This is a genomic window from Streptomyces sp. NPDC029139 (genome assembly GCF_055564335.1).
In genome coordinates this window covers 74,412-94,285 of sequence record NZ_JBVHWN010000009.1, presented here as the reverse complement: position 1 = coordinate 94,285, position 19,874 = coordinate 74,412, and the positions used below count along the sequence as shown (strand labels likewise).

Annotated in this window: 10 protein-coding genes; 4 read left to right on the top strand and 6 right to left on the bottom strand. The window is 72.0% G+C overall.

Features of this window, described 5'->3' with window-relative positions; translation table 11 throughout:
* Positions 1-141: 141 nt before the first annotated feature.
* A complete protein-coding gene (locus ACZ4VW_RS20990; protein ID WP_467964802.1) occupies positions 142-1,107 on the top strand; it encodes a GDP-L-fucose synthase family protein in 966 nt (321 codons plus the stop codon).
* Between the two features lie 18 nt (positions 1,108-1,125).
* On the opposite strand, the gene ACZ4VW_RS20985 is transcribed toward ACZ4VW_RS20990, so the two are convergent.
* The gene (locus ACZ4VW_RS20985; RefSeq protein ID WP_467964505.1) at positions 1,126-2,601 is read right to left on the bottom strand and encodes a sugar transferase; all 1,476 of its coding nucleotides are present in this window, start codon (positions 2,599-2,601) and stop codon (positions 1,126-1,128) included.
* A gap of 431 nt (positions 2,602-3,032) precedes the next feature.
* Between ACZ4VW_RS20985 and ACZ4VW_RS20980 the strand changes: the two genes are divergently transcribed.
* Both ACZ4VW_RS20980 and ACZ4VW_RS20975 read left to right on the top strand, forming a co-directional pair.
* Positions 3,033-4,562: a glycoside hydrolase family 71 protein gene (locus ACZ4VW_RS20980; protein WP_467964503.1), complete on the top strand. Its 1,530-nt coding sequence runs from the start codon at positions 3,033-3,035 to the stop codon at positions 4,560-4,562.
* Positions 4,563-4,665: 103 nt separating this feature from the next.
* A complete protein-coding gene (locus tag ACZ4VW_RS20975) occupies positions 4,666-5,136 on the top strand; it encodes a hypothetical protein (RefSeq protein ID WP_467964501.1) in 471 nt (156 codons plus the stop codon).
* 42 nt (positions 5,137-5,178) lie between these two features.
* Here the strand turns inward: ACZ4VW_RS20975 and ACZ4VW_RS20970 are convergent, their stop codons facing one another.
* Positions 5,179-5,601: a DUF350 domain-containing protein gene (locus ACZ4VW_RS20970; protein ID WP_467964499.1), complete on the bottom strand. Its 423-nt coding sequence runs from the start codon at positions 5,599-5,601 to the stop codon at positions 5,179-5,181.
* 160 nt (positions 5,602-5,761) lie between these two features.
* On the opposite strand from ACZ4VW_RS20970, the gene ACZ4VW_RS20965 reads away from it, so the two are divergent.
* Positions 5,762-6,298 (top strand): DoxX family membrane protein, encoded by a 537-nt coding sequence (locus tag ACZ4VW_RS20965; protein ID WP_467964497.1) that lies wholly within the window; start codon positions 5,762-5,764, stop codon positions 6,296-6,298.
* A 75-nt stretch (positions 6,299-6,373) separates the two neighbouring features.
* Here ACZ4VW_RS20965 and ACZ4VW_RS20960 read toward each other — a convergent pair whose 3' ends face one another.
* From ACZ4VW_RS20960 to ACZ4VW_RS20945, 4 genes are read right to left on the bottom strand one after another with little or no spacing between them, the layout of a single operon-like run.
* On the bottom strand, positions 6,374-9,052 hold the full coding sequence (locus tag ACZ4VW_RS20960) for an ATP-binding protein (RefSeq protein WP_467964495.1): 2,679 nt from the start codon (positions 9,050-9,052) through the stop codon (positions 6,374-6,376).
* Positions 9,049-12,285 carry a hypothetical protein gene (locus ACZ4VW_RS20955; RefSeq protein WP_467964493.1) on the bottom strand — a complete coding sequence of 1,079 codons (3,237 nt, stop codon included), beginning with the start codon at positions 12,283-12,285 and terminating at the stop codon, positions 9,049-9,051. The genes ACZ4VW_RS20960 and ACZ4VW_RS20955 overlap by 4 nt, the downstream gene beginning before the upstream one ends.
* Positions 12,282-15,908 (bottom strand): AAA domain-containing protein, encoded by a 3,627-nt coding sequence (locus ACZ4VW_RS20950; protein ID WP_467964491.1) that lies wholly within the window; start codon positions 15,906-15,908, stop codon positions 12,282-12,284. The genes ACZ4VW_RS20955 and ACZ4VW_RS20950 overlap by 4 nt, the downstream gene beginning before the upstream one ends.
* Positions 15,901-19,872: an AAA family ATPase gene (locus tag ACZ4VW_RS20945; protein ID WP_467964489.1), complete on the bottom strand. Its 3,972-nt coding sequence runs from the start codon at positions 19,870-19,872 to the stop codon at positions 15,901-15,903. Before ACZ4VW_RS20945 ends, ACZ4VW_RS20950 begins: the two co-directional genes overlap by 8 nt.
* Positions 19,873-19,874 lie beyond the last annotated feature (2 nt).

Sequence of the window (19,874 nt, the reverse complement as noted above, 5' to 3'; positions counted from 1 at the left end):
GGTCCGGCCCCCAGCCGGTCCGTAACTTACGGATATTGTGTGATCCGGGCAGTAAATCCGGATCTGCTGTACTGCGGTCCCTCTCGGCCTGGCATGATCCGGGCCATGACTCAATCGACGACCGTCCCGACGACCGTGCCGATGACCGCTCCGACGGAAGCCCCGGGGGAATCCCCGTCGTACCTCCCCGAGCGGGCCCGGATATTCGTCGCGGGCCACCGCGGCCTCGTCGGCTCCGCGATCGCGCGCAGGCTGACCGCGGACGGGCACGAAGTGATCACCCGGACCCGCGCCGAGCTCGATCTGCGCGACGCGGCGCGGACGGCGGCCTTCCTCGCGGAGACCCGCCCCGACGCCGTCGTGCTCGCCGCCGCGAAGGTGGGCGGCATCATGGCGAACAGCACCTACCCCGTGCAGTTCCTGGAGGAGAACCTCCAGATCCAGCTCGCGGTGATCGCCGGGGCGCACGCCGCCGGTGTCGAGCGCCTGCTCTTCCTCGGCTCCTCCTGCATCTACCCGAGGCTCGCCCCCCAGCCGATCCGAGAGGACGCGCTCCTCACCGGCCCGCTGGAACCCACCAACGAGGCCTACGCGCTGGCCAAGATCGCCGGAATCGTACAGGTCCAGTCGTACCGGAAGCAGTACGGCGCCGCGTACGTCTCCGCGATGCCCACCAACCTCTACGGCCCCGGCGACAACTTCGACCTGGAGACCTCCCACGTCCTGCCGGCGCTGATCCGCCGCTTCCACGAAGCCCGTGAGGAGGGCCGCGAGGAGATCGTGCTCTGGGGTTCCGGGACCCCGCGCCGGGAGTTCCTGCACGTCGACGACCTGGCCGCGGCCTGCGCCGTCGTGCTGCGGAGCTACGACGGCGACGAGCCCGTCAACATCGGCTGCGGCGAGGACCTGACGATCCGCGAACTCGCCCAAACTGTCGCCGAGGTGACGGATTACCAGGGCAGGATCGCCTGGGACACGAGCAAGCCCGACGGCACGCCGCGCAAGCTCCTCGACGTGTCCAGGCTGACCGGACTCGGCTGGAAGCCGGCCGTCGCCCTGCCCGACGGCATCGCCGCCACCTACGCCTGGTGGCGGGAACAGAACTGAGCTCATGAGGCGGGCCCGTCAGTACGCTCCGCGACCGTCGACGACGGCGCGGAACGTACGGGCCATGACATCGACGTCGCTGGTGAAGGACCAGTTGTCCACGTAGTGCAGATCCAGCTCCACCGTCTCGTCCCACGAGAGGTCGGAACGGCCGCTGATCTGCCACAGGCCGGTCATCCCGGGGCGGACGGCGAGCCGGCGCAGCTCCACGTCCCCGTACCGCGCCACCTCCTCCGGCAGCGGCGGACGCGGCCCGACCAGGGACATCGACCCCAGGAACACGTTGATGAGCTGCGGGAGTTCGTCCAGCGAGGTACGGCGCAGAAGCCTCCCCACCCGGGTCACCCGCGGATCGCGGCGCATCTTGAACATCAGCCCGTCGTGCTCGTTGGCCTGCGACAGCTCCGCCTTGCGGGCATCGGCGTCCAGGTACATCGTGCGGAACTTCCACATCACGAACGGGGTCCGTCCCTGCCCGATCCGTACCTGCCTGTAGAACACCGGACCGGGCGAGGTGAGCCGTACCGCGGCTCCGATCACCAGGAACAGCGGCGACAGGGCGAGCAGACCGAGGGCCGCTCCGGCGCGGTCCATGACGGACTTCAGGACCTGCTGCACCCCGCTGCGCAACGGCGGCGCGACCCGGAGCAGCGCCATACCGGCCGCCGACGTGGTCTCCAGGCGCTTCACCGCGAACTCCACCAGGCCCGGCGCCAGCGCCAGTTCGGTGCCGGCGTCGTGCAGCCCCCAGGAGAGGCGCCGGAGCCGTTCGCCCGCCATCCGGGCGCAGGCCGCGACAAGGACGACATCGGCCTGCAGCTCACGGGCGGCGGCCAGAACCGGTGCGGTGTCCCCGTCGGTGGCCTCCGGCATCCGGACCCCGAGCCGGGTCGCCACGGGTGCGCCGGTACGGACAGGCCCCTCGCCGATCGCGACGACACCGACCACCACGTACGGGTGCTCGGTGCGTCCGGCGAGGTGCTCGGCGACCTCGCCGGCCGCCGCGGGCTCGCCCAGGACGAGCACCCGGGTGACCACCTGGGCCTCGCGGCGGGCCGCCACGAGGTGGCGCCACGTCAGTTTCGAGCAGGTCAGGGTGAGGATGGGCGCGGGAAGGAGCGCCGCGAGACAGAGCAGCGCCGGGTGGTGCAGATCGGCGGCGGCGCGCAGCACGGCGAGCACCCCGAGCAGGATCAGCCAGTCGTGCAGGACGGGCAGACTGCCCCGCGACTCGCCGAGTTCCCGCCGTGCGTACCGTCTTCGCAGGGCGCGGACCCCGGCCCAGGACAGTGCGGCGACCAGGGCGCTCAGGTAGGCGTACGGCTGACGCTCGACGCTCAGGATCAGCGCGGAGGGAAGCCCCACGCCGAGGACGTCGACCGTCAGCGCGACGGCGCGGTACCAGCGCGCCTTGGCGCGTGGATGTGGTGGTGTCGCCGGCGAACCGGCCTCGGATCCAGCAGTGTTGGTCTCAGTTGTACGGGCATGCCACATGTACCCCCCCGGCACGTGTATACGTGCGCCGCCATGCCCTCGACCCCCTGATCGATGAACAAGCGTCGCAACGCCGGAACAGTACGACAAACACCCGCACGTCCGCTGCTGTTCACGCGAACGACCTCAGAAGGTGACGGCCTGGTTATCGGTTGTGGCCGAAAAAAATCCCCTGTACGGGAGCCGGTCCGGGCCCCGTTCCGCCGTCCTGACCGCGAGCAATCCGACGCGTGCCGGACCGCGATGCGGAACGGCCCTCCGGCCGACGACACAGCCGGTCACCCTACCGACCACCGCCGAAGTGGTACGCGGCGAGGGCTTCGCAGCCTCTCCGCCACGCCTCGGAGGTGGTTGTTCCACCGCCCGCGATCGGCTGTACTACAGCCAGCCCGCGCTACTCGCACGGGCCCCGACCGACCCTGAGGACAGCCATGGCGGACACGCCTCCAGCCCGGACCCATCGGGCCCCGGGCCGCCGTCGACTGCTTCCCGGACTCACCCTGGGCGTGCTGCTCCTCGGTGCCTGGGCCGGCATCGGCACGGCCGACGCGCTGCGCGCCGACACCCCCGCGGAGCCGGTCACGGCGCCCCCGCCGGCGTACAGCACCGCGCTCCCCTTCGACCTTCCTCCGACCGGCGAACTGCGCCGCTCGGGCAAGCTCGTCTTCGCCCACTACTTCACCCCGTACCCGCTCTCCCTGGACAACGAGCCGGCGGACCGCGACTACTACAGCCGCAACTACCTGACCACCGAAGGCGAGAAGGGCAAGCACCGCGCCTACGGGGGGCTGCTGCGCGACCGGCCGCTGCCCGCCGCGCCCGAGAGCGGGAACTGGGAACTGGCCCATCTGCGCCAGGAGATCCGCACCGCACGGGACGCCGGCCTGGACGGCTTCACGCTCGACCTGCTCTCCGAGAGCGGACGCAACCGGGACCGCGCCGAACTGCTCCTGCGGGCCGCCCGCGAGGAGGACCCCGGGTTCCGGATCCAGCTCATGCCCGACATGACCTCGCTCAGCACGACCCCCGCCTCCCTCGCCGACACGCTCGCGGAACTGGCCCGCCACCCCGCCGCCCACCGCCTCGCCGACGGCCGGCTCGTCGTCTCCCCCTTCAAGGCCGAGGAGAAGGACCCCGACTGGTGGCGGACGATGATGCGCGAGCTGGAGACCCGGCACGGCATCCGCACCGCGCTGGTCCCGCTCTTCCTCGACTTCACCCCGCAGCACGAGCGCTACGCGGCCATCAGTCACGGCTTCTCCGAGTGGGGCGCCCGCAGCGCCAACCGGCAGAACGGGGCGGTCGCCGACGCCGACCGCGCCCACCGGCTCGGCAAGATCTGGATGCAGCCGGTCTCCGTCCAGGACGCCCGCCCCAACCAGGGCGTCTACGACGAGGCAGGCAACACCGAGACCCTGCGCGCGAGTTGGGGCGCGGCCATCACCTCGGGCGCCGACTGGGTCCAACTCACCACCTGGAACGACTACTCCGAGGGCACCCATTTCGCGCCCTCGCTCCACAACGGCTACGCCTACCTGGACCTCTCCTCGTACTACCTGACCCGGTTCAAAACCGGTGCCTGGCCGAAAATCGTCCGTGACACGCTCTATCTGACCTCGCGGGTCCAGTTCGTCGACGACACCCCGCCCGCCTCGCGCCAGCCGAAGGTGATAGCGCCCCGCGAGGGCACGGCCACGCCCCGGGACACCGTGGAAGTGCTCTCCTTCCTCACCGCCCCCGCCCAGATGCGCACCACGACCGGCTCCGCCGACGGGGGCTACCGGGCGCCGTCCGGGGTGCACGCCCAGCTGCTGCCGCTGCGCACCGGACACAGCTCCGCGTCCGCCGTACGGGACGGGAAGACCACGACGACGGTCACCAGCCGCTATCCGGTGCGCCGGCCGGTCGACCGCCAGGACCTGCAGTACTACGCGGTCACCAGCGGCCGCAGCCAGCGCTGAGACCGGGTCGTCGGGAGGGGCCCACGTGTAGGGCTTAGGGGCCGGGCTCACGGGCGGGGCTCACGGGCGGCCGTTGTCAGTGGCGGGGCCTACGGTTTCGGGCATGACGACGAACCGGGGGACCTTCGAGGCGGCCACGGGGGACGGGCCGCCCCTGCCGGAGGGCGAGGCGGAGCAGCGGTCCCGGGAGGTGCGGGCGGCCTGGGAAGGGCTGCTCCAGATCAGGCGGCTGACCAACCGGCAGGGCGGTGACCCCTCCGAGGTGCCCGCGGAGTGGGAGCGACGACAGCCGGTACGGGCCGTGGCGCTCGCCCTGGAGGCGGCGAGGACGCGGCCCTCGGCGACGGACGCCACGGGCGCCCGGGTGGCGACCGGCTACCGGGTCACGCCCGGAGAGCGGCACGGCACCGCCGTCGTGGAGTGGGTGGGACCGCCCGGCGGCGGAGCCGCGCAGGAGGAGGAGTCCGCGCTCACCGCCTGCGTGCCCGTCCTGGAGCGGTTCGGTTGGGAGGCGCTGCTCTACCGGGGGCCGCGCCGCAGACGGTTCCTGGAGGTCGAGCCGATGGGGCGCTGAGAAGCCGGGACCGTCCCAGGGAGCCCGCCCTGCGGGCAGGACCTAGGCGATGGAGGCGGAGACGATGGCGGAGACCGCGATGTTGCAGGAGGCCGTCACCCAGACCGCCGGGTGCGGCTGGGGGTCCACGAGGGTGGCGCCCAGCTTGCCGGGCGTGACAAGGTCCACGACCAGGAAGGCCACGGCCATCATCACGAGGCCCAGCAGCCCGAACGCGGCCGTGGACGCGAGGCCCTTGGCGAAGTCGTCGTACGTCGTCCAGATCGAGGTGAAGACGATGCCCCCGATGCCGAGCAGGGCGGAGCTGAGCAGGGTCGCGGCGTTGCGGTTGCGCTCCTCCCAGATCTGCCGGCCGAGCTTCCCCGGCGTCAGCAGGTCCACCAGGACGATGCCGAGGATCAGCAGCACCACACCGAGTGCGCCGTAGGCGGTGGCCCGGCCGAGGCCGTTGACGATGTCGCTCATGGGTTGCCGGCTCCGAGGAGAGGGATCGTGAATGATCGCGGTCAAGGACCGGCAAAATGTAGCGCATGGCCCGATCGGAGCAGTAACGCAGAGGGCCGAGACCGTCCGGCGGTGAGAGTGGGAGGTGTCCGACCTTCGGTCCTGCCCCAGGAGACCCCAGATGACCACCCTGAACCGACGCGACCTCGGGCTTCTCGTGCTCCGGGTCGGCACCGGCGCCGTCCTCGCCGCGCACGGCACGCAGAAGCTCTTCGGCTGGTTCGGCGGCGGTGGCCTGGAGGGCACCACCCACGCGATGGAGGCCATGGGCTTCTCACCGCCCCGCGAGAGCGCGATCGCCGCGGGGCTCGGCGAGGCCGGCGGCGGCGCTCTCCTCGCCCTGGGCCTGGCCACCCCGGCCGCCGGCGCCGCCGCGGCCGGTGCCATGGCCGGCGCGGTCGCCGTCCACCTGCCCGCCGGCTTCTTCGCCCAGGCGGGCGGATACGAGTATCCGGCCTTCCTCGGTTTCTCCGCGGCCGCCATCGGTGTGGCCGGCGCCGGCCGCTACTCCCTCGACCACGCGACCGGACACGTCCTCGACCGGCCCTGGGTCGTCGCCACGGCCTTCGTCGCCAGCGCCCTGGCCGCGGCCGCCGTGGTCGGCCGCCGCGCCCAGGCCCAGAGCGAGGCACCCGAACCGTCCGAGTCCGACGTGTAGCCCCTCGGCGACGCCCTCACCACGACCGAACGGCCCCGGCGACCCGAGCCACCGGGGCGTCGGGTGCCCGAAGGGTCACGTACCCCGGGGCGTGACGGTTGCGAGCTCCGGGAGAACGAGCCGCAGCGCGGCACCCGTCAGTGCCGGATGCGAGGAGCGGAAGACCTCGGCGTCCGCCTCCACCGCCGGGGTGGGCAAGGCCCGGAGGAACTTCCGTACGCGGTGCAGACCCCATCCGCGATCCGGGCCACGGGTCGTCCACTCGGGCTGGAACACTTTCCGGCCACGCGCCTCTGCCGGCAGCCCCGGGCCGTTGTCCTGTACCTCCACGATCACCTCGGGACTCTCCTGAGCCACGGAGACCTGCACCAGACCGGAACCGTGGCCCGTCAGCGCTTCCGCGGCGTTGTCCAGCACCTCGTACATCACCGCCCGCAGCACGGGCTCGGGCACGTCCACCCACAGCGACGCGGGGCAGCGGAGATCGAAGCGGACCTCCCGGTACTGCTCCTGGCACCGGGCCGTCATGTCCGCCAGGACCGCCCCCAGGTCCGCCACCCGGGGCGCCGCTTGCTCGACCAGGTCGTCGGAAGAGTGCCCCAGGAGTTCCTCACGCGCGAGATCCGCGAGGGCGGCCAGCTCTTCGGTACAGGCTCCCCGCCGCTCCGCGTTCACATAACGCGCGTACGCCGGTACCGGGGCGAAGCGGTTGCGGTGCCAGGCCGTCCACCTGGCGGGCGTCGCTCCGGTGTCGGCCGTGGCCGACGCGGCGTCCTCCACCCCGCCTTCGAGCCCGTCGGCACGTTCCATCTCCTTCAGCAGGGCGGTCATCTCCGTCTCGGCCGCGGGCCGTAGCGCCCGCACGGCCCCCCAGAGCCGCACGCACAGAGCCGCCTCCGCGCCCGGGCCCACCGCCTCCGCCTCCCGCTGGACGGGCACCTGATCGCCCCCCAGGGGCGCGCGTACGAGCAGACCCTGCGCCACCAACGAGTCGGTCGCCGCGAGGACCCGGGCCCTCGCGCCCGCCCAGCCCGAGCACATCTCGGCCCATTCCCCGAGGTCGCCCAGGGCCACACGACCGTCCTGCGGATCGCAGACCAGGAGCGCCGCCCACCACGCGGCCCGGGCCGCCGGGTCGCCGCAGCGTGCCAGCAGTTCGGCCCGCAGCGTGTGGACGAGCGCCTTGTCCTTCCGCCAGCCGCCGGTCTCCGCGGCCCAGAGGTCGCCACGGGCGGAGCGGTCGTCCACGCTCTGCGCATAGCGGAGCATCACCCACAGGAGCCCGGGATCCATACCGGTGCAGCGCTCCATGGCCTGCACCGTGGCGGTCCCTCCTCGCAGTGACAAGTGGGTGATCCACCGCAGGGTCCGCCAGGCCGCGTCGGGTTCCGTGCCGAGGATCCGGCCGAGCACCGCCGGACCGTCCCCGATGAGGGCTTCCACAGGCCATTGCCGGGCGAGGATGCCAAGGGTGCGGGCCGCCCGGTCGGCCGGCAGCACGGCCAGGCCGAGCAGATCGCGCAGGCTCAGCACGGCGGTCGCCGCACGGTCGGTGTACCCGGTGGTCACCAGACCGGGGCCGACCGCGACATGGGGACCGTGCGTCGCCAGCGCCGCCGGTACGGCGGTGGTTCCCGGGTCGGCGACGTAAAGGTCGACCCGGCCCGTCGGATGCAGACCCGTCAGTGGCTCGTCGCCGAACAAGCCGTCGAAGAAGGTGAAGAAGCCGCCGTCGATGCGGTGGGCCACGGCGCCTGCACCCGGTCCCCCGAGGAACCGTCCGAGCGCGTCGGCGAAGCCTTCCGCCGCTTCCGGGGAGGTCTCCCGGTTCAACCGGTCGAAGGCGCCGAGCAGCCGTTCGGCGTCGTCGTCGGCGGCCTTCCACGCCGCGAACTCCGGTGGCCTGCGCATCGCGGGGTTCAGCTGGTACTCCAGGAGCGTGTCGGGCACCCAGTTCCTGTTCCACACCGGGAGCGGTGCCAGCGCCTCCGGCACGGGCACACCGAGGGGCTCGCGGTTCAGCAGGGCTTGGACGGTGACCAGTTCGCCGGCCCGCAGCAGCGCCCGCAGCCGAGTCACGGCGAAGTGGCCTTCCGGATGCCGCCCGGTCCGCCCGGTGGTGCCGACGGTCGCCCGTCCGGTGCCATCGACGGTCTTCCCCGCGGCGTCGGCCGCCGCCTGCTCGGTGTCGCGCGCGGCGGCCCGCTCCTGTTCCGCGACGAGCCGGTCCAACTCCTCGCCGAAGGCGTCCACCCGCCCATCGAGCTCTCGCTCACGTGCGGACAGCACCGCTTCGGCGGCCGCGCTGCGCGACCGGGAGCTCTTGATCAGCGCAGCCATGTCCGGCGGCTCGAAGGCGACTCCTGCGGCTTCGGCGCGCCTGGCCAACTCCGAGACACGCTGCCGTACCGACTCCGCGGCCGCCTCGCGGGCGGCCTCCAACGTGCGGGCCAGCAATTCGGCCTGGTGCTCGGCCGGCACCGCACCGCCGCGGAGCAACCGCTCGGCGGCATCGTGCTCCCCCCGGTCGAGCAGCGCGTCAAAGGTCGCCCGCGGGGACATGCCCCCCACGTGTGCCAGGACGGCTCCGGCGAGCGATTCGCCCTCCAGCTCGGCGTCGGCGCCCATCGGGGACGGGCCGTCGTGCGGGCCCTCTTCCGCCGGGCCGCCGTGCTCCGCGAGGGCGACCAGGACGCCCGGGAAACGGACACGGCCCGGCCATGTCTCCAACAGCGCGCGTGGTACCCCGGTCATCTGTCGTCCTTTCCGATCACCGGCAGCGAGGCGAGGGCGCTCAGGAGCGCCTTCGCCGGATGGCGAGCAGGCTCTCCCAGCCCGTCCGCCTCCTCGAGAAGCGTGTGCCATGTGCGGTCGAGGAGACGGGCGAACGCGCGCTGCTCAGGGGTGAGCGTCGGCAGCATCGCGGCTCCCGAGGCCGCCGTTTCCTGCTCGGCCTCGTCCACGCTCGCCGCCGCGAGGCGCCGCGCCTCCGCCATCACGTCGGCGACCCGCCGCGCGTACGCCAAGTGGTTGCTCCATTCGACCTTTCTGAGGCCAAGGTCCGTCGCGAGCTGGTCCATGTGCAACCGGGCTTCCTGGGCGGTGGCCGGCAGTCCTGCGGCGGCGGTCGAACAGAACTCGGCCGTGGCGTCGTTGCTCGCCATGGCCAGGACACGGACGAACAAACCCTCGGGCGGCCGGAACATCGCGCGGTGCAACCGCTGCCCGTCGAGGAACTTGAAGTGCTGCTCGACGCGCTCGAAGTCGTTCACCTCGGCGACGAGGCGTCGCCAGTCGTCCCGGACGTCCGCCGCCCGTTTCTGCTGCTCGGCCCAGGCGTTGATGTCCTGCAGCGGCACCGGCGCCCGGGTCACGTCGAAGCAGACCGCAGCCTCGCGCGCCAGCCGAAGCCAGGCGGCCGGCAGGTCGGCGGCGGACTCGCTCCCGGGAGCGGCCAGCGCCTCGCAGACCATGAGGCCGACGTCACCGCCGTGCAGCAGCATCTCGGCGACCGCGCCCACCAGCGCCACCGTGCGATGCTCGGGCGGGGCGTCGGCCAGTTCCATCGCCTGGTAGTACAGCTGCTCGCCGAGCGGACCGTGCTCGAGCGGTGCCGCCACGGCCGCCAGAGGCGGCGGCACGCTCTCCGCGTCACCGAGCCGCGGGGCCAGCAGATAGGCCTCCATGAAGGCATGACGCTCCCAGGCGTCGTGCAGGATCCAGCGGCCCCATCGCCGCCGTTGCTCGTCGGCCCCCGTCGGGCCGACGAGCAACGCGGCGGATTCGCGGCGCAGTCGCTCGGGCGCTGTTCCGGCCGCCAGGCGGTTGTCGAGCACCTCCCAGTCGTCGGCGACGACGGACACCGAGGAGAGGGAGGGCAGCGGCGGCAGATACCCCTGCCCGCCGTCGGCGCCGCGGTCGTCCCCGGCGTCCGCGGTGTCCCCGAACCAGTCCGGAATGCCCAGCTCCTCGGCGAACTCGGCGGTGAAGCGGGTGCTCATGATGTGCAGGCCCAGCTCCGTGGGGGCCGGCCCTTGGGCCGGGTTCACGGCCCGGGTGCCGAGGGGCCGGTAGCTGCCGATGACGGTCTCGTGGTCGGAGAGCACCGCTCGCGCGCGTGCGTTGGTGCTCCGCAGGGTCCGCTCCGTGCCGAGACGCCGCTGCAGTTCGGCGTAGCCGCGGGCGGTCCGCCGGCCGTCCTTGAGCGGCGGGTGCTGGAGATGGACCACGACGCCCCGCTCCCGCAACTCGAGCAGACGCCGCCCGAGCGCGTCCGTGCAGGCCTCGCCCTCAGCGGAGTCGTCGGTCACGGCGAGCCGTTCGGTGGCGCCGTCGACGGAGTGCTGAACGAGGTCGACGTACATGCCGTCCCACACCGCTCTCACGACGGGATCGCCCTGATAGACGTCTTCCACCGCGTCCACCAGCTCCCGCAGCACGCGTCCCCAGTGGGCCGACCACTTCGTGCGGTACGCGACCTCGTCGTCGGCCCAGGACTCCGCCAGTTCCGGCAGGGAGACGCCGCGCCCGTCGATGCCCGCGTCCGCCGACGAATCCGCGCCCCGCCGCCTCCCGAAGTCCGTCGGCAGCAGGGCGATGCCCTGGCCCGCCTCCCAGTACGGATAGGTGCGCCGGGCCCAGCTCAGCAGCTCCGAGACACAGTTCGGCGGCTCGTCCGTGCCCTCGGCCGGCTTCACCAGCACTCCCGCGCCGGTGTCCTCGGCCAGCGGGCTGCGCGAGCCGACGTACGCGTACAGGTCGTCACAGACGACCGCGGAGGCCGAACTGCTGCTGCTGCGCTGTTCGAGCAACACGTTCTCGGGGAAGCGGCTCTGGAGGTCGTACAGGGCGGTGGCGACCTTGCCCTCCAGCTTGGCGGAGGGGTTGGCGCCCCAGAGGAACACGAGCGTGACGCCTCGCTTGGCGGCGAGTTCCAGTGAGGGCAGCACCGGATGCAGGGCCTCGTAGGTGATGCGCGGTACCGCTAGGACGAGCTGGTGGGCCGCCTGCTCGATCAGGTCCTGGATCACCCACTCCACGCCCGCTCCCGGGGCCACCCGCTGAAGGGAGCATCGCCCACGGCGTGCCTCCGCCAGCTGCTCCAGCACTCTGCCCGCCTTCGCCCGCAGATTCTGGTGCCGGGCCGGAAGCTGGTCGACGGGGATGGTACCCAGACCCTCGGCCAGCCGGTCCAGTCCGACCAGGAGCGAGCGGAGATTGTCGGGCGGCACCACTTCCAGTACCTGGCGGGACCGCAGTTGCTGGACGAACTTGCTGTCCGGCCGGGTGCGCACCAGCTCGCTCACCCTGGACTGGAACAACTGCAGCGCGCGCCGGCCCCAGCCCTGCGGCATCTGGACCGGGGTGGCGGTCACGATCCCGGTGGCGGGGTCCCGGTTCACCACGACCTCCACCGTGTTCCAGTGGACGGCCTCCGGCGGACTCAGCATCGGATTGGCGAAAGACACGTTCAGCACGCGCTGGCGCACTCCGCGCTGCCTGCGATCGGTGCGGACGGCCTCCCGTACAGCGCGCAGGAGTTCGGTCTGCGGGATGTCGGTCTCCGAGATGCCGCGCGCGAGAGGCATCGAGATGGCTCCGGGAGGAACCCTGTCCATGCCCTTGCGGTGCAGCATGACGGCCGCCGTCACCGGGTCGAACAGGAACTTGCGCGCCTGCACCTTCGACGAGACGGGCCGGTCGCCCTCGTGCTCGCCGAGAATGGCCTGGGCCGCCTGGGTGTGCTCCAGGCTGTTCGTGGAGAAGTCGACGGCCAGGAACCCCCTGCTCCACAGGCCGTGCACCACGTCCAGCATGAGCCGGTTCGGCAGGGAGAACAGTTCTCCCAGATCCCTTACCGTCGTGCGTCCCGCGGCCACGGCACGAAGGACGAGCTCCTCCAGTGTGGAGGCTCCCTCCTCCGAGCCGAGCTCCATCCGCAGGGTGATGACGCGGCAGGGAATCGCGATGAGCGCGGTCTCGGTCATCGGATGTCTCCCGTTCCCGCCGCCGGGTCGACGACGATCTCTCCCGTCGAGGCGTCCACGATCCTTCCGACCTCACGGAAGGTCCTGATCACCGACTGCCAGGCGCTTCCCCCATGGCGTTCGAAGTGGGGCAGGTTCCCGACGACGACGAGCAACTGCTGCGCACGCGACAGCATTACGTTGATCACGTCGGCCTGAGCGGTGTGCCCCACGTTCTGACGCGAGTCCGTGCCCCGCTCGGAGCTGCGGACCAGCGAGACGATCACGGTCTTCGCCTGCCCGCCCTGGAAGGAGTGGACGGTGTGCACCCGTCCCTTGAGGAATCCTCGCTCCAGCTCCCGGACCTGTCTGCGGTACGGGGTCAGCACGGTCAGCTTCCGCGGGTCGTTCTGGGTGTCGAGCCCCAGCTCACGTACCAGGTCCTCCACGAGGCCGACCTCCCCGGGGTTCCACCAGAACCCCATGTCCTCGCAGCTCGTGTGCTGGGAGGTGTCCAGCCAGATCAGGGGCGCGGCCTTGATGTAGTCCGGCCTGGTGGCGGAGTGGAACTCGTCGATCTCGGGATCGGGTGCCAGGAAGGTGCCGCCGTCGCCGTCGGGATAGAAGGCGCGGGCGAAGGGCTGGGCGATGACCGGGTGCATGCGGAACTGGGTGTCCAGGGTGTCCATCGGGCTCGTCGTCTCGGCGCGCTGGGCCGAGTCCCGGCCCTCGAAGAACCGGCCGAACATCTGGACGAACCTCAGATAGCTCTCGCGCGCCGCGTAATGCAGTTTGATGCGCTCGTCCGGGTGTGATCCCAGGCTGTCCAGGAACGTCTTGACGTCCTGGGCCCTGTGCGGGCCGAGCTGCAGATGGTCGCCCACCAGGGTCCAGCGCACTCCGAGGACCAGCGGCATGATGATCTCGGTCGGCCAGGCTTTGGCAGCCTCCTCGATGATCACCCAGTCGAAGACGTCCGACGGGTCCCGCACGTCGTCGGTCAGCGTGCCCGCGATCGAGCACGTCGCCAGCACGACGTCGGCACTCGCCCGGATGCGCTCGGTCAGCTCCACCAGGTTGGCCTGGGCGACATCGGCCCACCGCAGCATCAGCTTCTCCTCCGACGCGTTGCGGGCCCCGTGATGGCCGTTCGTGAGCCGCGTCCGGATCCGCTCGACCAGGTCCTCGGCGATCGCCTCCGCGGTGAAGCGGCGCAACTCCGGACGCAGGTCGGAGGCGTCCTTCTTACGGGAGAGCTCCCGGAGCATCAGTACCGACTGGTTTTCGATCGCCGGCCGGAGCAGCTCGACGCACTTCCCCGCCAGTTCGTCCAGCGCGTCGTTCGACTGCGCGCTCACCAGCACCCGGGCGCCGTGCTCGGTCCGGAGGAAATCGCGCAGCGCATGCGAGACCACGGTGCTCTTGCCGGTGCCCGGAGGCCCCTGGAGGGCGTAGAAGGGGTGCAGCCGCAGCATGTCGGCGATGATGCGGGCGGCCTTGCCCCGCAGGGGCTTCTCGCCCGGCCGCGCCGGAATGTCCAGCGTCGTCTCGCGCCGTCCGTGCAGCTCGATGGACGTGGGCGTGTGCAACACCCGCGCCAGGCCGGCCTTCTGACGCAAGGATGCCAGCCCCCTTGCCTCCCGCCGGAGTTGGACCTCCGTGCCCAGATCGCTGTCCGGCCTGAGCCACCCCTTGGGCGGGAGCTCCTTCCCGGTCGCCGGCTCGACCACGATGGACTCCGCGTCCAGCCGCTCCTTCAGCCGGAACGAGACGGAGCCGCTGCCGAAGTAGGGGCTGTGCCGGTCGTACACCACGGAGATCGACGCCCGGTCGTCCTCGGCGAGCAGGCCCCGGGCGAAGTCACCGAGCGCGGGCCGGTGCCGGGGGTCGGCACAGTAGGCGGTGAGCAGCTCGTCGCCGTGCATCCACCTGCGTTCCCTGCCCCGGTCATGGGTCAGCACCAGACGGCCGTCGCCCTTGTCCTCGAGGGTGTACGGGTACTGCCGGGCCCGGAGCACCGCGCCCTGGTAGTCCAGCATGAACGACACGGCTCGCAGCATCTCCTGGACGTCGGCGCCCTGCGCTCCCTGCTCGGTGTTCCGGACCGCGTCGGTCAGCTCCGACCAGGACGGGCGGTCCTTTCGTTCGTCGTCCAGCGGCTGCCCCTGGCGGAACGGCACGAGATCCACCTTGCCGACGCGCCGCTTCGGCCTGACCGACAGGATCTCGGACGCGAAGCGCCTGTCCACGAGGTACTTGATGACGAGGGTGTCGGTGCTCGTCACCGTGCGGCGGCCCATGGCGTCGTACTTCTCGTAATGGAAGGCGCAGAACCACACGGCCTGTTGTCCGATCAGGACCCACTCGGCCTCGCCGAGCGAGCGGGGGTTGCCGTCGACGAAACCGACCGCGCCACCATGCCAGTGGACCAGCTCGGCCTCTCGCAACTCCTCCTCCAGAAAGACCTGGAGCTCCTGACAGCCCTGAGGGGTATCGGGGCTGTGGTCGGTCCAACCCCGGCTCGTGTGGATCGTCACCACGGACTGGTCGGGCATGAAGGCCAGCAGCCGCGGTTTCGCGCCGGTCGGTGACGGGTCCAGGGCCAGACAGATGCTGGACCAGTTGCGCTGGAGCGCCGCCGACGCCTCGAAGGAGGAACTGCGGCCCGTGGGCGACGGGTCGAGCATGTCGAGCAGGGCGAGGCGCAGCGGGCGGGGGACCCTGAGGGAGAGGGTGAGTTCGCGGCGCATCGCCGCGTGCAGGCGGGCCAGGGCCGGAGGAAGCTCGTCGCCCTCGGCACTGTCGACGACGGCGCACTCGGCAGGCAGCTTGTCCTCCAGGGAGCCGACGAACAACTCCCACCCGAGGACACCGAGCCCGAAGACATCGGTGCTGCCGTGGTCCAGATGGCGCAGCATGACGTCGCAGAAGACGGGAGGGTGGTTCTCCGGAGCCAGGTACGCCAAGTGGTGGGCCTTGGAGACGCCTGTCGGCGGCGTGAGGAACAACGCCTTCACGGCCTCGTCGTACTTCGCCTTGGTGCTCGGGCCGTGGACCGACCGCAGCAGGTTGTTCAGCAGGGCGCTCAGTTCGAACCGCGCCAGGGCCAGCGTCGTCCGGGCCGGATTGTCCGGTTCCGGGTTGAACCGTACGGCGGCCAGCGTCAGGTTCCGGTGCACGATCCGAGTGCCGTGCAGCTGGCTCAGCGCGTCCATCAACAGACTGAACTGCTCGAACGCCACGACGGGGTAGGCCGTCGCCCACTCGTCCACCACGGACCGCCAGTCCTGGGCGAGGGGCTGCCCCTCCTGGCGCGTCATGATGAACGCGACGCGGAAGGTCCGGTCGAACCTCCCCTCGACGATCTCCGGCAGCGCCGGATGGCCGAGCATCTTCAGCCGCAGCAGATTGCGCACCTCGTGGTCCCAGAGGTCGCCCCCCGCCTGGTCGACGCTGAGGAACAGAGCCACCTCCCGTACGTCGGTGGGATGGTCGAGACTCCGCAGGACGAGATGGAGCAACCGCCCCTTGATCAGCTCCTGGTAGCCGCCCACCCGCCGATACCGGCCGTGTCGTGCCTGTTTCCCGGTGAACAGGGCGTCCAGCAGATCCTCTACGTGCTCCGGTGCCAGCTCGTCATCCATGCGTCTCCTCCGTTTCCCCGCCGTCGCCACCACACGCGGCAGGATTGAGCTTGAGCACCACGACGCCGTCGTCGGTGGCGACCGCCAGCCGCCCCGACGACATGGGTATGAGCCGGGTGCACGGTGACCCCAGCGGTATCCGGCGCACCGGGCGCCAGCCGGACGCCGGCTCCTCGCGCCACAGCACGACGCTTCCTTCGCGGCCCGCGGTCGCCCGCAGCCGGGCCGTTCGCCGGTGGCCGGGGGACTCGTCGACCGCGACGCAGCCGACGGTACGGGTGTGCCGGTCGTCGGCCCCCTCGGGCAGCGGCGCCTGCGCGGAATCCGCCCCGCCCACGGAAGCCGGCGGTGCGTCACCGTCGAGGGCCGCACCGCCCAGCTCGGTACCGTCCGACGCGCGCAGGACGCGCACCGTCGAGTGCCCGCCGCACCGCTCCCTCACCACCAACGCCTCCGTACCGTCCGCCAGAAGGTGCGCGCGCAGGTCACGGACCGACGAAGGGCGGCCCGTCGGCGCGGAACCGGAGCGCGCCGCTGCCGAGGGGTCCCAGAAGTGCACCGTGGAATCCCGCTCCGCCGCCGTCACGAGGACATGGCCGCCCTGAGGCCCGCGCAGGGCACCGATCGCCGTGATCGCCCTGCTTCCGGTCGACGTCTCGAGGAACGCCGGCTCACCGGGGGTGGCGGCCGGACGCACGACCCGTACGATGCCCAGCTTGTCGCCGACCACCGCGACCGCTCCCTCCTCGGCCGACGGCAGGGCGGTGAGGACCGGATCGCCGCCGCTGCGCACATCGGTCAGGGGTTCGGCGGTCTCGGCGACGATCGCCGGACCGCCGTCACCCGTGGTCACGCGCCAGTACGCGAGGCGTCCGTCGTCGGAGACCGTGATCAGCCGGTCGATTCCCTCGGGGCCGGGAACACGCGCGAGTCCGTTCAGCGCGGCCCGAGAGCTCACCCGATGCACCGGCACGGGCATGACGCCGCTGACCGCCCACAGCCCCAGGAGTCCGGACTGGTAGGCCGCCACCACGAGCGGCGCGCCGTCCCGGCCCGGGAAGGACACCAGTCCCACGACGTCGCTGCCGGCGACCGCCTCTCCGGCCGGAGACAGCGCCCCGTCCGGACCGAGGAGGGCGAGATAGCCGGCCTCGCCCGCGACGACGAACCGTCGCGTGTCATCGGGAAGGGCCACCATCAGGCGGACGACCTCCACGGACGACGTGATGCGCGGCACCGGGCGCTCGGCGGTGATGTCGGTGTCCCAGACATGGATGGTCCGGTCGTCGTGGGCGACGGCCAGCAGACCGGGCCCCACACGTTCGCCGTCCCGCGGGGCGGCCGAGCCGAATGCGGCGAGCGCGCTCACCGGACTCTCGCACCCGTTCAGGCGCAGGGTGGGGTGGTGCGAACGCCACGGTTCCCACGCCATCACCGACCCGTCGAGCGAGCCGGTGACGAGCCACGCGGCATCGGGTCGCGTGACGAGAGCGGTCACCACGGTGTCGGCGCCGCCGAGTCGCAGATGCAGGGGGACGCGGCGCAACCGTCCCCAGACGACCTCCCAGGCGGCGCCGGGGCCCGCGTCGTGGGTCCTGCCGGCCGCCCGGAGGCCACCGAGCTGGCGCAGCCCCGGCCGGTCGGCCGGCTCCGACTCCTTGATCAGGTGAGCCGACGCGACGGTGCCGAGCACCTCGATGGGCAGATCGGTGGGAGCGGTACCCGTTCCCGGCCCCGGGGTGAGCGCCAGAGTGCTCAACGAGGCCGGTGGCAGCCGGTCGACGACGGCGGCGTGCGCGGCGAGCGCCGCCCATCCACGGGCACCGCAGTCGGCCGCGTACTCGGCGAGCCGGGTGGCCAGATGCGGGCTGAGGAGCTGTCCTGCACCGGCCTGCCCGGCGGCCAGGTCCAGCAGGGAGAGAAGCATTTCGTACCTGCGGTCCGGCGTGCCGTCCCCGAGCAGTTGCTCGGTGTGGGTGCGGTGCGCCAGCCGGTACACGCTGCGCCGGTCCTCTCCGTCCACGAGGACGTAGGCCGCTGCCCGATTGAGGAACAGCGCCAACTGCTCGTCGGCGAACGGTTCGTCCGCTCCGGCTATGCCCGCGGCGGCGCACGCCCAGATGCCGTCCGCGAGGGGGAGCCCACGGCCGTGCGCGTAGGCCAGTGCCCGCAACAGCGGCCCGGCCGTGGGCAGCCCCGACGTGATCCGCTGGACGGCCGCCCGGAAGAGCCCGCTCTGATCGCGCTCCAGCATCTGGGCGAGCGCGGCCCGCCCGTCGTGACCGGCGGACAGGACGGTGGGCCGCTGCCCGATCTCCTGAACCACCAGAGCGGCCTGGAGGAACTGCCAGGACCCGGTGCGCACATGGCTTTCGACGGCGTCCGCCACCGTGCGGACGACCGTCTCGTGCCAGGCGGCGTCACCGGCGGGGTGCTCGCGCAGAAGCTCGCGCACGTTGCGCTCGGCGTAGTCGCGGGCCGCCGCCGGATCAGGTTCGAGGGTCAGCACGCGGGCGTGCCCCGTCGCCGAGCCGAGGACCTCGAGCAGGTCGACGCGGCCGTTCCCCTCCGGCGGCCGGCCTTCGCCCACCACGGCGGCGAACGGCGAGGGGCGTGTGCCGATGAGCAGCCGTACGCCGGGAAGGGCCACGAGCTCCCGTAACAGGGCGGCGATACGGACCGGGTCCCTGGCCTCGTCGAGCGCGTCGGCGACGATCAGGACCGGCGACGGTGTGCCGGCGCCCGCGTCGGAGACGCGCGTCAGTTCGGCCAGACGGTGCCGTACGGCGTCCAGGGCCTCATCGTTCTCCCCGGAGGCCGCGGACCGCTCCGGGCCCCCGGCGCCCGCGTCGAGCTTCTCGGCCAGTTGCCGTACGACGTCCCCGGGCGTGCTCCCGGTCAGCGGCAGCACCGCGACGATCCGGGGGAGACGCCCGGTGTCACGTCCCTCTCCCGAGGGAGTCGACCAGCGCAGCAGAGTCTCACCCAGCAGGGCGGACTTGCCCGCGCCCGGTGCGCCCGTGACGGCCAGCACGGCGGCCTCGGCGACTGAGTCGGGTTCGGCGCACCAGGCCGCGACGGTACGCAGGTCCTCCGCCCGGCCGGTGAAGTCGTGGACCACTTCGAGGAGCCCCACCTTTTCCGGAGTCGGCATGCGTGGCGGCGCGTCGGGTGCGTCGTCGAAGCGGCTCTGCAGCCGGCGCGCGTCGGCCACCGTCGTCGCCCCGCCGAGGGGAACCCTGTCCCGGAGGGCGAGACGGAGTTCGGCGCCCGTCTCGTCGCCGACGAGCTGGGCATGGCAGTCATGGCTGATGAAATGACCCTGCAGGTCCCGGAGGGTGAAGACCTTGTCGTGTGAGGTCTTCCCGTCCAGATACCGCTCCAGCACGCCGCGGAACGTGCCCAGATAGCCCTGCGCCGCCGGCTTTCCCGTGGCGATCAGCAGCAGCGAGCGCGTGCGGGGCTGCCGGCTGCCGTTGAAGCAGTGCGCCACGTCCTGCGCGAAGCCGGCCGAGTTGCACGCCTCGAACACGACGAGCGCCCACCGGCTCTCATCGTGGTCCCGCCTGCTCTGCTCGGCGAAGACATAGTGGGCGACCATGTCGGGCGTCACCCGGGCGTCCCCGCGCTCCTTGGAACCCGGCACGAGCAGCACGGAACCCATCGTCGCCGCGCGGCCGTGGCCGAACCACAGCAGTGCGGACGGCCGCGACTCGTCGTCGTCGCGGCGCTCCCCGGCCCAGTGCGCCAGCGCCTCGTCGGCGTCGGCCAGCGAGCACACGGCGTCGCCGGCGAACACGGGGTCGACGGCCTCCCCGCCCATCCGCCTCAGCACGGCCGCGCTGCGCGCGGCCTCGCCGACCGTGTCCTCGTCCGGGAAACCGGCCACCGGCCCGACCGGAACGGCGTGCACGGCGAACGAGTCCGCGACATCGGCCTCCATGTCGTAGAAATCCGAGGCCACGG